The sequence below is a fragment of the Streptomyces bambusae genome, assembly GCF_019400985.1.
Taxonomy (GTDB): domain Bacteria; phylum Actinomycetota; class Actinomycetes; order Streptomycetales; family Streptomycetaceae; genus Streptomyces; species Streptomyces bambusae_A.
In genome coordinates this window covers 1-12,360 of record NZ_WTFF01000222.1, presented here as the reverse complement: position 1 = coordinate 12,360, position 12,360 = coordinate 1, and the positions used below count along the sequence as shown (strand labels likewise).

General features: G+C 73.9%; 13 protein-coding genes. 5 read left to right on the top strand and 8 right to left on the bottom strand.

The genetic code is table 11. The annotated features are described in order from the left end of the window. Positions 1 to 258: 258 nt before the first annotated feature. Entirely contained in the window at positions 259 to 924 is a 666-nt protein-coding gene (locus GPJ59_RS25585; RefSeq protein ID WP_219670051.1) for a TetR family transcriptional regulator, read from the bottom strand. A gap of 351 nt (positions 925 to 1,275) precedes the next feature. Between GPJ59_RS25585 and GPJ59_RS25580 the strand changes: the two genes are divergently transcribed. The 3 genes from GPJ59_RS25580 to GPJ59_RS25570 all read left to right on the top strand — a co-directional run bounded on the left by GPJ59_RS25580 (position 1,276) and on the right by GPJ59_RS25570 (position 4,584). Then, positions 1,276 to 2,589, top strand: a complete 1,314-nt coding sequence (locus GPJ59_RS25580; RefSeq protein WP_219670050.1) for a glycosyltransferase family 4 protein — start codon at positions 1,276 to 1,278, stop codon at positions 2,587 to 2,589. A gap of 175 nt (positions 2,590 to 2,764) precedes the next feature. Continuing rightward, on the top strand, positions 2,765 to 3,499 hold the full coding sequence (locus GPJ59_RS25575; protein WP_219670049.1) for a class I SAM-dependent methyltransferase: 735 nt from the start codon (positions 2,765 to 2,767) through the stop codon (positions 3,497 to 3,499). Further along, positions 3,496 to 4,584: a prenyltransferase gene (locus GPJ59_RS25570; protein WP_219670048.1), complete on the top strand. Its 1,089-nt coding sequence runs from the start codon at positions 3,496 to 3,498 to the stop codon at positions 4,582 to 4,584. Before GPJ59_RS25575 ends, GPJ59_RS25570 begins: the two co-directional genes overlap by 4 nt. A 19-nt stretch (positions 4,585 to 4,603) precedes the next feature. Here the strand turns inward: GPJ59_RS25570 and GPJ59_RS25565 are convergent, their stop codons facing one another. Beyond that, positions 4,604 to 4,906 carry a hypothetical protein gene (locus tag GPJ59_RS25565; RefSeq protein ID WP_219670047.1) on the bottom strand — a complete coding sequence of 101 codons (303 nt, stop codon included), beginning with the start codon at positions 4,904 to 4,906 and terminating at the stop codon, positions 4,604 to 4,606. 343 nt (positions 4,907 to 5,249) lie between these two features. Here GPJ59_RS25565 and GPJ59_RS25560 point away from each other — a divergent pair, with 343 nt between their 5' ends. Further along, a complete protein-coding gene (locus GPJ59_RS25560; protein WP_374200896.1) occupies positions 5,250 to 5,738 on the top strand; it encodes a hypothetical protein in 489 nt (162 codons plus the stop codon). 51 nt (positions 5,739 to 5,789) lie between these two features. On the opposite strand, the gene GPJ59_RS25555 is transcribed toward GPJ59_RS25560, so the two are convergent. The 6 genes from GPJ59_RS25555 to GPJ59_RS25530 all read right to left on the bottom strand — a co-directional run bounded on the left by GPJ59_RS25555 (position 5,790) and on the right by GPJ59_RS25530 (position 10,671). Next, positions 5,790 to 6,800, bottom strand: a complete 1,011-nt coding sequence (locus GPJ59_RS25555; protein WP_219670046.1) for an LLM class F420-dependent oxidoreductase — start codon at positions 6,798 to 6,800, stop codon at positions 5,790 to 5,792. Between the two features lie 181 nt (positions 6,801 to 6,981). Further along, positions 6,982 to 7,827 (bottom strand): DUF5336 domain-containing protein, encoded by an 846-nt coding sequence (locus tag GPJ59_RS25550; RefSeq protein ID WP_219670045.1) that lies wholly within the window; start codon positions 7,825 to 7,827, stop codon positions 6,982 to 6,984. A gap of 95 nt (positions 7,828 to 7,922) precedes the next feature. Next, on the bottom strand, positions 7,923 to 8,942 hold the full coding sequence (locus GPJ59_RS25545) for an N-acetylmuramoyl-L-alanine amidase (protein ID WP_308120485.1): 1,020 nt from the start codon (positions 8,940 to 8,942) through the stop codon (positions 7,923 to 7,925). Between the two features lie 149 nt (positions 8,943 to 9,091). Further along, positions 9,092 to 9,736, bottom strand: a complete 645-nt coding sequence (locus tag GPJ59_RS25540; protein WP_219670044.1) for a class I SAM-dependent methyltransferase — start codon at positions 9,734 to 9,736, stop codon at positions 9,092 to 9,094. A gap of 165 nt (positions 9,737 to 9,901) precedes the next feature. Next, positions 9,902 to 10,354 carry a hypothetical protein gene (locus GPJ59_RS25535; RefSeq protein WP_219670043.1) on the bottom strand — a complete coding sequence of 151 codons (453 nt, stop codon included), beginning with the start codon at positions 10,352 to 10,354 and terminating at the stop codon, positions 9,902 to 9,904. 50 nt (positions 10,355 to 10,404) lie between these two features. Then, positions 10,405 to 10,671: a hypothetical protein gene (locus tag GPJ59_RS25530; RefSeq protein WP_219670042.1), complete on the bottom strand. Its 267-nt coding sequence runs from the start codon at positions 10,669 to 10,671 to the stop codon at positions 10,405 to 10,407. 181 nt (positions 10,672 to 10,852) lie between these two features. On the opposite strand from GPJ59_RS25530, the gene GPJ59_RS37770 reads away from it, so the two are divergent. Continuing rightward, on the top strand, positions 10,853 to 12,360 hold a 1,508-nt coding region (locus GPJ59_RS37770), incomplete at its 3' end, for an acyl-CoA dehydrogenase (protein ID WP_258024898.1).

Sequence of the window (12,360 nt, the reverse complement as noted above, 5' to 3'; positions counted from 1 at the left end):
GCGTATTTTTTTTTTTGCAACCAGAAGCCGGATAACGAGTCCAGCCTGGGTCTCGTGGGCGCGGAGATGTTAAAAGGGGACACCCCCCGGACCCAGCGCCCGCTGCGATGACCGACCCCTGGGCCCGCCGCCTACTGCGGCGGCCGACCGCCGTACCTGCCGCCCGCTGCGGCGACCGACCCCTGGGCCCGCCGCCTGCTGCGGCGACCGGCCCCCGGACCCGCTGCTCGCTGCGGCGACCGCCCCCCGGACCCGCCGCTACGACCGCCCGGATCCGGTCGATCGCGGCCGCTCGGGCGAGGGCGAGGGCGAGGGTGTGGTCAGGTCGATCAGGCGGCACACCGTCTCGATGTCGATCTTGACCTGGGCGATCGAGGCGCGCCCCGACAGCCAGGTGATCAGGGCCGAGTGCCAGGTGTGCTCGATCACCCGCACCGCCGAGAGCTGCTCGGCGGTCGGCGGGCCGTCCAGGCCCATCGCGTCCAGGATGATCGCCGTGGTGAGCCGGGAGACGGTGTCCACCTCGGGGCTCACGCTGCGGTCGGCGAACGTCAGGGCGCGGACCATCGCGTCCGCCAGGTGCGGCTCGCGCTGGAGCGCGCGGAATGCGCGCATCAGGGTCTCCGCGACCCGCGCCGACGGCTCCGCCGCCGCCGGCGGCCGCTTGCGCAGCGTGGTGTGCATGTGCTGGAGCTGGTCCTGCATGGTCGCGACCAGCAGGTGCACCTTGGAGGGGAAGTAGCGGTACAGGGTGCCCAGGGCCACGCTGGACGACTCCGCGACCTCGCGCATCTGCACCGCGTCGAAGCCGCCCCGGCTGGCCAGTTGGGCGCTCGCGTGCAGGATCCGGCGGCGTCGGGCTTCCTGCCGCTCCGTCAGAGGCGGGGACGCCGGAGTCGTGACGGCCTTGGCTTCCGCTGTCATGTGTCCCGTTCCGTGGCGTTCTACGTTCTGTGTTCTGCGTTCTGCGTTCTGCGGACTTCGTTCGCGCTGGTCTCGTGGACTGCTGTCCGGGCTGCTGTCCTGGCTCGTGTCCTGGCTGCTGTCCGGGCCGCCGTCCTTGCTGCTGCGGGGTCGTGCTGCCGCTGCCGGCGGGGCGTGCCGCCCTCAGCATGGCAGGAGCTCCGTCCGTGGCGCGAATCACCTGCTCCGCCTCTTACGGTGTGGTTTCCGACCGGTAGATTCAATGCCCTTGGACGGATCAAGTCTGAAACTTGTTCTACATTATCCGAGCGGTTACGCTCCGGCGGAAGTGCAGTGAGAAAGGGGCCGAGAGTGACCGCTGAGGCCATGGTGACGAGCCCTTTCCCGGGTCCGGCCACGGACGGCGATCGCCCGTTGCGCATCGCACTGCTCACCTACAAGGGGAACCCGTTCTGCGGCGGCCAGGGCGTCTACGTCCGGCACCTGTCGCGTGAGCTGGTCCGTCTGGGGCACTCCGTGGAGGTCATCGGAGCCCAGCCCTACCCCGTCCTCGACGAGGGTTCCGGCGCCGTCCTCACCGAGCTGCCCAGCCTCGACCTCTACCGCCAGCCCGACCCCTTCCGGACGCCCGCGCGCGAGGAGTACCGGGACTGGATCGACCTCCTGGAGGTCGCCACCATGTGGACCGGGGGCTTCCCCGAGCCGCTCACCTTCTCCCTGCGGGCCCGGCGCCACCTCGCCGCCCGGCGCGGCGAGTTCGACGTCGTCCACGACAACCAGACCCTCGGCTACGGCCTGCTGGCCGACCTCGGCGCGCCCCTGGTGACCACCATCCACCACCCGATCACGGTGGACCGCAAGCTGGAGCTGGACGCCGCCCAGGACCGCGTGAAGCGGGTGTCCGTGCGCCGCTGGTACGCCTTCACCCGCATGCAGAAGCGGGTCGCGGGCCGGCTGCCCTCCGTCCTGACCGTCTCCGGGTCCAGCAAGCTGGAGATCGCCGCCGACCTCGACGTCCCGCTGGAGCGCATCCACGTCGTCCACATCGGCGCCGACACCGACCTGTGGTCCCCCGACCCCTCCGTCGCCGAGGTCCCGGGCCGGATCGTCACCACCTCCAGCGCGGACGTCCCGCTGAAGGGGCTCGTCCACCTCGTCGAGGCGCTCGCCAAGGTCCGTACCGAGCAACCCGACGCCCACCTCGTGGTGGTCGGCAAGCGGGCCGAGCGCGGCCCCGTCGCCCAGGCCATCGAGCGGTACGGGCTCCAGGACGCCATCGAGTTCGTCAAGGGCATCACCGACCGGGAGCTGGTCGACCTCGTCCGCAGCGCACAGGTCGCCTGCGTGCCGTCGCTGTACGAGGGCTTCTCGCTGCCCGCCGCCGAGGCCATGGCCACCGCGACCCCGCTGGTGGCCACGACCGGCGGAGCCATCCCCGAGGTCAGCGGCCGCGACGGCGAGACCTGTCTCGCGGTGCCCCCCGGTGACGCGGACGCGCTCGCCGGCGCGCTCTCGCGCATGCTTGCCGACCCGGAGCTGCGCGCCCGGCTCGGCGCGGCCGGCCGCGACCGGGTGCTGGCGAACTTCACCTGGGCCAAGGCCGCCGAGGGCACCGTCGCCCGGTACCGGGCCGCCATCGCCGCCCGCGGCGCGACCCGCCGGTGACCGCCCGCAGCCACCGCCGCCGATGAGCCCCGCCGCCGAGGCCGTAGCCGTATGAGCCCCCGCCGATGAACCACGCCCGCCCGAACCACGCCCACTCGAACGACACCCGCTCGACCCACGCCCGCCCGAACCACGCTCGCCCCGCTCACCCCCGTTACCGCGAAGGCAGGACCCCGTGCTGACCGTCGATTTCTCCCGGTTCCCGCTCGCCGCCGGCGACCGCGTGCTCGATCTGGGCTGCGGCGCAGGCCGGCACGCCTTCGAGTGCTACCGGCGCGGCGCCCAGGTCGTCGCGCTCGACCGCAACGGCGAGGAGATCCGCGAGGTCGCCAAGTGGTTCGCCGCCATGAAGGAGGCGGGAGAGGCCCCCGCCGGCGCCACCGCCACCGCGATGGAGGGCGACGCCCTCGCGCTGCCCTTCCCCGACGACTCCTTCGACGTGGTGATCATCTCCGAGGTGATGGAGCACATCCCCGACGACAAGGGCGTCCTCGCCGAGATGGTCCGCGTCCTCAAGCCGGGCGGCCGCATCGCCATCACCGTGCCCCGCTACGGCCCGGAGAAGATCTGCTGGGCGCTGTCCGACGCGTACCACGAGGTCGAGGGCGGCCACATCCGCATCTACCGGGCCGACGAGCTGCTCGGCAAGATGCGGGCCGCGGGCCTGCGGCCGTACGGCACCCACCACGCGCACGCCCTGCACTCCCCGTACTGGTGGCTCAAGTGCGCCTTCGGCGTGGACAACGACAAGGTGCTGCCGGTGAAGGCGTACCACAAGCTCCTGGTCTGGGACATCATGAAGAAGCCGCTGGCCACGCGGCTCGCCGAGCAGGCGCTGAACCCGCTGATCGGCAAGAGCTTCGTCGCCTACGCGACCAAGCCCCACCTCCCCGTGGACGCGGCCCAGTGAGTTCGCCCGGGCGCACCGAACACCTGGTCCTGCCCGGGGTCCTGACGGCGGCCGAGGCGGCCGGGACCGTCGCGGGCATCCTGGCCGCGCAGCGCTCCGACGGGGCCATACCGTGGTTCCGCGGCCACCACCTGGATCCCTGGGACCACACCGAGGCCGCGATGGCGCTGGACGCGGCCGGTGAGCACGAGGCCGCGGCCCGGGCGTACGAGTGGCTCGCCCGCCACCAGAACCCGGACGGCTCCTGGTACGCGGCCTACGCCGACCGCGAGGACGGGGTGGACACCGCCGTCCCGCAGGACGCGGGCAAGGAGTCCAACTTCACCGCGTACATAGCCGTCGGCGTGTGGCACCACTACCTGGCCACCGGCGACGACGCCTTCCTCGACCGCATGTGGCCGGCCGTCTACGCCGCCGTCGAGTTCGTCCTGGGGCTCCAGCAGCCCGGCGGGGAGATCGGCTGGAAGCGGGAGGCGGACGGCACGGCCGTCACGGACGCGCTGCTGACCGGCTCGTCCTCCATCCACCAGGCGCTGCGCTGCGCGCTGGCCGTCGCCGAGCACCGCGAGGAGCCGCAGCCCGACTGGGAACTGGCCGCGGGCGCGCTCCGGCACGCCATCCGGTGCCACCCCGAGCGGTTCCTGGACAAGGACCGCTACTCGATGGACTGGTACTACCCGGTCCTGGCCGGGGCGCTGACCGGCGCGGAGGCCAAGGCCCGGATCGAGTCCCGGTGGGAGGAGTTCGTCGTCCCCGGCCTCGGCGTGCGGTGCGTGCTGCCCAACCCCTGGGTGACCGGCGGCGAGAGCTGCGAGCTGGCGCTCGCGCTGTGGGCGGTCGGCGAGTCCGACCGGGCGCTGGAGATCCTGCGCTCGATCACCCACCTGCGGGCCGAGAACGGCATGTACTGGACCGGGTACGTCTTCCAGGACGAGGCCGTCTGGCCCGTCGAGCAGACCACCTGGACGGCGGGCTCCCTGCTGCTGGCCGTCGCGGCGCTCGGCGGCGACGAGCCGACGACCACGGTCTTCGGCGGCACCGCGCTGCCGGCCGGCCTGGAGCCCGACTGCTGCACCGCGTCGTAGGCCGGTCCGGGCCGGCCGGTCAGCGGCGGGCGAGCCAGTTGGCCAGGCCGTGGCCGACGAGGAGGTAGACCACGGCGGCCAGGCCGTAGCCGACGACCACCTGGATCCACTCGCGGCCGAAGGAGAACAGGTCGTACGACCAGCCGGCCAGCCAGGTCGCGGCGTCGTGGAACCACTGGACGACCTCGTTGGAGCGGTTGGCGTCCAACAGGTACATCACGATCCATACGGCGATGATCAGCGCGAGGACGTCCGCGGCGAGGGCGACCAGCCGGGCGGCCGAGCCGACGCCCCGGGCGGGTGCACGGGAGTGTGTGGACATGCCCCGCGTCTTGCCGCTGCACCGCCCGGCAAACCCGGCCTGCCCCGGCCGGGGCAGACCCGAACGGGTTCGCCGAGTGGTGGGGAGGTCCGCCGCGGGCGAGGCTGCCGGGGACGGCCCATCCCCGGAGGCAAGCGTGTCCGCACCCCGATCCGCACCCGGTTCCGCATCCCGTTCCGCACCTGGTTCCGCATCCCGTTCCGCACCCCGAAGCAGCCGATTCCGCCGCGTCCTCACCGCCGCGCTGCTGTCCTGCGCCCTGCTGGCCGGCGCCACCTCCTGTAGCGGTGGCAGCCGGAACGGGGCGGCGGCGCCGAACGCCGAGGAGGCCTCGGTCGCGGCCGTGGAGCAGGCGATGGCGCGGGAGACGGAGGCGCTGGACGCCGCGTTCGCGGCCGAGCCCACGCCGACCACCACGGCGGAGCGGCAGAAGTTCGCCAAGACGCGCTTCGTCGCCAACGCCGGCCTCGCGGCCGGGGCGACGTACCAGTGGATCATCAAGCCGTACCGCGAGGGCAAGTTCAAGAAGGGGGCCAAGGGACGCACCTTCGCCCTGGTCAAGGCCGGCCTCGCGGGTGCCTTCGCGTACAACCGGCTGAAGGCCGCCGTCGAGAACGCCAAGGGCGACCCCCTGCTGTCGAAGGCCGTCGCCCCGCTGACGGCGGGCATCGAGTCGCTCAAGGGCCTCGGCACCAAGCTCCGCAAGGGCGAGGCGGGCGATGCCGAGGTGGGCGCCTTCGAGGACGTCATCACCGGCATCAAGGACGCCGGCAAGCAGGCCGGCGCGGAGGTGACGGACAAGGTCCCGAGCACCTCCCAGCTCACCGGCTGACGGACCGGCGGTCAGCAGTTCCGGCATTCGGCAGTCCCGGCGTTCGGCCGGTCAGGCGTTCAGCTCCGCCAGGACCCGCAGGGTGTGCGGGTCCGGGGCGGTGACCAGGAGGTCCGTCACCGGGCCCGACCGCCACAGCTGAAGCCGCTCCGCGATCCGCTCCCGCGGGCCGACGAGGGAGATCTCGTCCGCGAAGGCGTCCGGCACGGCGAGCACCGCCTCCTCCTTGCGGCCCGCGAGGAACAGCTCCTGGATCCGGCGGGCCGCCGCCTCGTAGCCCATCCGCGCCATCAGGTCGGCGTGGAAGTTGCGGGCCGCGTGGCCCATCCCGCCGATGTAGAAGCCGAGCATCGCCTTGACCGGCAGCAGCCCTTCGGCGACGTCGTCGCAGACCTTGGCCCGGGCCATCGGCGCGATCATGAAGCCCTCGGGTACGCCGGCCAGGGCGGCCCCGTACGCGTCGGTGCGGGTCGGTGACCAGTACAGGGGCAGCCAGCCGTCCGCGATCCGGGTGGTCTGGGCGATGTTCCTCGGTCCCTCGGCGCCCAGGAGGACGGGCAGGTCCGCGCGCAGCGGATGGGTGATGGGCTTGAGCGGCTTACCCAGTCCGGTGCCGTCGGGGCCGGCGTACGGGTGGGTGTGGAAGCGGCCGTCGAGCGTGACCGGCGCCTTGCGGGCCAACACCTGGCGGACCACGTCGACGTACTCGCGGGTCGCGGTCAGCGGGCTCGCGGGGAAGGGCCGCCCGTACCAGCCCTCGACGACCTGCGGTCCGGACAGGCCGAGGCCCAGCATCATCCGGCCGCCCGAGAGGTGGTCCAGGGTCAGTGCGTGCATGGCGGTGGCGGTCGGGGTGCGGGCCGCCATCTGGGCGATCGCCGTGCCCAGCCGGATCCGCGAGGTGTGCGCGGCGATCCAGGTCAGCGCGGTGAACGCGTCCGACCCCCAGGCCTCGGCGGTCCACACGGAGTCGTAGCCGAGCCGTTCCGCCTCGGTGGCGAGGGCGAGGTGGGCCGGGTCGGGGCCGCGGCCCCAGTAGCCGAGTGCGAGTCCCAGGCGCATGAGGAAGGGTCCCCTCCACCGTATCCGACGTTTCCGGCGGTCCGACGGTCCGAACGGTCCGAACGGTCCGACGATCCGCCGGTCTGACGAGTCGTCAGGAGACTGTAGAGGAACGGCCCCCCGCCCGGAAGGGCGGAGGGCCGTTGCCGTGTCGAGCAGGCGGGCGCGCGCCGGTGGCGCGTCAGCCGCGCTGGATGCCCGAGGTGTCGTTCAGGACGCCGCGGCGGCCGTCCTGGGTCTGCGCGATCAGGGTGTTCGGGCCGCGCTGGTCGACCGCCAGGTACCAGGTGCCGGGTGCCAGCTCCGCGAGCGGAGTGGGGGAGCCGTCCTCCGGGAAGAGGGGGCGGGCCACCGGTACGGCGAACCAGAACGGCGAGAAGTCCGACGCCGGGGCGGCCGGCTGCGGGGCGGCCGGCTCCTGCGGGGCCTGGCCGGCGGCCGGGGTGCCCGGCGCCGGGGTGCCGCCGTAGGGCGGGACCGGCTGCGGGGTGTTCCCGTACGGCGTCGCGCCGCCCGGGTAGCCGTAGCCGGCGCCCGGCTGCGGCTGGCCGCCGTACGGCTGGGCCGCCTGCGGGGACGGCGTCGGCAGCAGCGGGCCCGCCAGGGCGGGGACCTTCGGGCCGGCGATGGCCGTACCGGCCACCGCGAGCGTGGCCAGGAACGCCAGGATCGAACCGGCGCCCAGGTCGGCGCCCTCCGGCCCGACGATCAGGGCCCACAGCGCGGACCAGGCCGCGCCGACGGAGAGCCCGGTGCCCCAGGCGGCCAGGGTCAGCCCGCCGACCTTGCGGCCCTCGGGCAGGAAGCGGGTGGCGACGATCAGGCCCGCCCCGATCAGGCCGGCCAGGAAGATCGAGGGGAGGACGATGTTCAGCTGGTCCGTGTCCCACGCGCTCGGGATGCGGTCCTCGCAGGTGGAGACTCCGCCGCAATCCACGGAGTAGAAGTTGAGGAACGACGCGATGAACAGCAGCACCGCTGCTCCGATCACCACGCCGTCGCCCCTAGTGAGGGAGCGGATGTTCACTTGGATGTCCTTCTCGGTCTCGGTCGCGGGCGGGCACCATCGTACGGAAACCCGGGCCCCCCGAGGGCGCCGGGTCCGAGACGGTGACCCTTCCGCTACCCGCCGAGGAAGCCGATGATGCCGTTCGCGATCCCCTGCGCGGCCTTCTGGCGCCACTGCGGATCCATCAGCAGGGCCGCATCGTTGGCGTCACGCATGTTGCCGCACTCGATGAACACCTTCGGCCGGGTGGAGAGGTTGAGCCCGCCGAGGTCGTCGCGGACCACCAAGCCCGTTCCGCCGCCGAGGTAGTTGGCCGGGGCCGATCCGGTGGTGCGGGTGAAGTTGCCTGCGATCCGCTCGCCCAGCTCGCGCGACGGGCCGACGATCGCCGACGTGTCCGCGGCCCCGCCCTTGACCTTCGCCGGCAGGATCACGTGGAAGCCGCGGTTGCCGGCCGCGGTGCCGTCGGCGTGGACGGAGACCACCGCGTCCGCCTTCGCCTCGTTGCCGATCCGCGCCCGCTCGTCGATGCAGGGCCCGAACGGCCGGTCCGCCTGGTGGGTCAGCACCACCTTGACGCCCCGGGCCTCCAGGGCGGTGCGCAGCCGGCGGGAGACGTCGAGGGTGAAGTCCGCTTCCTTGTAACCGGAGTTGGTGGTGGTGCCGGTGGTGTCGCACTCCTTGCGGTTGGTGCCGATGTCCACCTGCTTGTCGATCTCGGCGCCGTGCTGGAAGTTGCCCACGTTGTGGCCGGGGTCGATGACGACGACCTTGCCGGCCAGGAGGCCCTGGGGAGCGGCGGCCTGGGGGCTGCCCGGGCTCGCCGGGGCCGCCGCCTCCTGGCTCGGGCTCGCGGAGGCGGTGGCCTGGCCCGTGCCGGACTTGGCGTCACCGGGCGGCTTCTGCGGCTGTTGCGGCTGCTGCGGCGAGACCGCGGAGGCGGGCTGCGGGCGCGCCTCGGGCGCGGGGCCGCCGTCGCCGGACATCACCTGTACGAGGACCCAGCCGGCGAGGGTCGCGGGGGCCAGGGCGGCCACCGAGACGGCCAGCAGGGGGCGGCGCGCGAACCAGGGCCGGTCCGGGTTCGACGAGGAGGCGGACTCGGGCGGCGGGGGGCTGTCGTCGTACGGCACATCGCGATGCTAATCCGACGAACGGCCCGGCGCCCCGGATCCTGGTCCGTCCGAGGGGCTGGCGTACCCCGGACGGACCAGGGGCGTACGGACGTACGTCGTACGGACGGGTCGTACGGACGCGCCGTACGGACACGTCATGCGGACGGTCAGATGCCGGGGCCCGTGCGGCGCAGGACGCGCAGCGAGTCGGTCACGGAGACCTCCTCGAAGGCGCCGGACGCCAGCGCGCGGCAGTAGATGCGGTAGGGGGCCTGGCCGCCGTCGGCCGGGTCGGGGAACACGTCGTGGATGACCAGCGTCCCGCCCTCGGCCAGGTGCGGCGCCCAGCCCTCGTAGTCGCCGCTGGCGTGCTCGTCGGTGTGCCCGCCGTCGATGAAGACGAAGCCGAGCGGGCCGCCCCAGGCGGCCGCGACCTGCGGGGACCGGCCGACGATCGCGATCACGTGCTCCTCCAGCCCGGCCTTGTGCAGGGTCCGGCGGAAGGTGGGCAGGGTGTCCATCAGCCCGACCTCGGGGTCGACCACGGTCGGGTCGTGGTACTCCCAGCCCGGCTGCTGCTCCTCGCTGCCCCGGTGGTGGTCCACGGTGATCGCGGCGACCCCCGCCTCGCGGGCCGCGTCGGCGAGGAGGATCGTCGAGCGGCCGCAGTACGTGCCGACCTCCAGCAGCGGCAGCCCGAGGGCGGCGGCCCCGACCGCCGCCTCGTACAGGGCGAGCCCCTCGCGTACGGGCATGAAGCCCTTCGCGGCCTCGAAGGCGGCGAGTGTCTCCGGCTTGGGGGTGGCGGTCATGGCGGATCTCCGGCGGTGGGGCGGGGTGCGCACACGGTGCGTACGTGGTTCGGGCGGGCCCCATGCTGCCTTACCGCCCGGTAGCGGTCCAGGCTGGGGCCCGCCTGCCGGTCGCCGGTGCCCGTGGCCGGCCGCCTCAGCCGTCTGCGCTCGTGGCCGGCCGCCTCAGCCGTCGACGTCCGCGCAGATCACCTGAGCCGTGACAGCCACTTGACTGGTGCCCCCGTTGAACACGATGGCCTCCCACCGGAAGGCGTCGTCCGCCGTCGAAGGGTCCAGCCCGGACCGCACGACGTGGATCGACGAATTCACCTGGCTGGTGACCACGCCCCCGCCCGTCGCCTTCTTCCCGGTCGGACAGTCGACGGTGACGCCGCAGAGCTGGCCGGCCGGGCAGTCCACGCTCCTCGTCACCACCTCATGGCCCGTGAACCCGCCCGAGCCCCCGGACGAGGTGCTTTCCCCGCTCTGGGAGCAGCCGATGTTCTGCGTGCCGTTGAAGGTGTTCCCGAGCCCCATCTGCCCGGAAGGGAAGCAGACCGCTCCGACGGCAGGGTTGTCGAGAGCCGAGATCAGGTCGTCGTCGGCGGCGGCTCGACCGCTGCGGCGGCGGTGCACACGGTGGCAAGGGCTCTGGTGAGTTTCGCGTGGACGGAACCTTTCGTCGTCTACTTCAGCAGGCTGCCGAGGCCTGCGGCATTGGCAGGGGCCGGCGACAGCCCGGACGCGAGGCCGGAGACCTGGCGCTTGGCGTCCCGGACGGTCGGGGCGAGGAAGCCGAGCGACAGGAGGTTGTCGAGGCTGAGGGGACCTGCCAGGGCTCCGGCGGCGCCGCCGGGGCGTGCGGCGGCATGAGCGGTGGGGGCGGAGACGAGAGCGACGGCGAGGACCAGGGTCGCACCGGCCGCGGCGCGGGCGAGGGTGTGGTGGGCCATGACGGCCCCAACGCCGCCGGGGCCGTCCGGTCACTGGCGCATGGGCCGATCGGGGCGCAATTTCGCCCAGGTGGCCGCGCCAGGGGCCGGGCCCGGTCCACCGGGGCCTCGCCGGGGCGGGCGTCAAGAGCACGGGTGTCTGACCTTCCGTCGGATTGAAACGTGTTCTAATCTGCCGCGCATGGGCATCGGAATCACGCAAGAACAGCGGGAGTTGGCCGAGGCCGTGCGCGGGTGGGTGGCGCGCACCGTGCCGCCCGAGGAAGTGCGCAAGCTCCTCGACAGCCCACCGCCGACCGGCGTCCGACCCGACTGGTGGGACGCGCTCGCCGCGCAGGGGCTGCTCGCCCCGCATCTGGAGGGCGGGACCCTGCTCGATCTCGCCGTCGTCGTCGAGGAGGCCGCGCGGGGCGCGCTGCCCGGGCCGTTCCTGCCCAGCGCGCTCGCCTCCGCGCTGCTGCACCGGGCAGGGGCCGACGAGCTCGCCGCCGCCCTCGCCGACGGCAGCCGGATCGGGGCCGTCGCCCTCGGCCCCGGCAGCATGACCGCCGTCGCCGCCGCAGTCGAGGGCGGCGGGCACCTGCTCGACGGGACCGCGCCCCCGGTGCTCGGCGCCGGCGAGGCGGATCTCGTACTGCTCGCCGCCGAGGCCGCCGACGGGACGTTGTGGTTCGCCGTGGACGCGGCCGCGCTGGACATCCGTACGCACGACAGCGCCGACCCGACCCGGCCCACCGCCGAGGTACGGGCGCGCGGGGTCGCCGTACCGCCCGGGCGGCTGCTGGCGCTGGACGCGGCCACGGTCCGCGACCTGGCCTGCGCGCTGTTCGCGGCCGATGCGTGCGGTACCGCCGCGTGGGCGGTGCACACGGCGGCCGAGTACGCGAAGGTACGCGAGCAGTTCGGGCGGCCCATCGGGCGGTTCCAGGGGGTCAAGCACCTGTGCGCGGACATGTTGGTCCGCCTGGAACAGGCCCGGGCACTGGCCTGGGACGCGGCACGGGCGATGGGAGGGGCTCCCGGCGGGGCGGGGTCCGGGTCGGCTACCGGGTCTGCGGCCGGGAGCGTGAACGGGCCTGCGGCCGGGGTGGCTACCGGGCCTGGGGCCGGTGGCGGGATCGAGACCGCGAGCGGGGCCGGTGGTGCGGCCGGGGGCGCGGGCAGAACCGATGGTGCGGCCGGTGCGGGGGCGGGGGCCGCCAACGGGCCTGCGTCGAGGGCTGCCAATGGGCCTGCAGCCGGGGCCGCCACCGGGCCTGCGGCCGGGGACGCCACCGGGCCTGCGGCCGGGGACGCGGGCGGGCCTGCGGTGCGGGGCGAAGCAGCCGAAGCCGAGGCCGCCGGAGCCGAAGCCGCCCGAGTCGAAGCCGCCGAAGCCGCCGAAGCCGAAGCCGCCCCAGCCGAAGCCGCCCGAGCCCGGGCCGTCAAGGCACGGGCGCTCGTTGTTGCGTTCGCCGTGGGTGTCGCGCTGGACGCTGCCTGGTCCTGTGCCAAGGACTGCATCCAGGTCCTCGGCGGCATCGGCTTCACCTGGGAGCACGACGCACACCTCTACCTGCGCCGGGCCCTCGTCGCCCGCCAGCTCCTCGGCGCCGCGGACGGCCACCGTCTGCGGGCGGTCCGGCTCGCCGCGGACGGGGCCCGGCGGGAGCTGCGCCTGGAGCTGCCCGCCGGGGCCGAGGCCTACCG

Coding starts and splice junctions, on each gene's coding strand:
- GPJ59_RS25585 (WP_219670051.1), bottom strand. CDS start 924: ATGACAGCGGAAGCCAAGGCCGTCACGACTCCGGCGTCCCCGCCTCTG.
- GPJ59_RS25565 (WP_219670047.1), bottom strand. CDS start 4,906: ATGTCCACACACTCCCGTGCACCCGCCCGGGGCGTCGGCTCGGCCGCC.
- GPJ59_RS25555 (WP_219670046.1), bottom strand. CDS start 6,800: ATGCGCCTGGGACTCGCACTCGGCTACTGGGGCCGCGGCCCCGACCCG.
- GPJ59_RS25540 (WP_219670044.1), bottom strand. CDS start 9,736: ATGACCGCCACCCCCAAGCCGGAGACACTCGCCGCCTTCGAGGCCGCG.
- GPJ59_RS25530 (WP_219670042.1), bottom strand. CDS start 10,671: ATGGCCCACCACACCCTCGCCCGCGCCGCGGCCGGTGCGACCCTGGTC.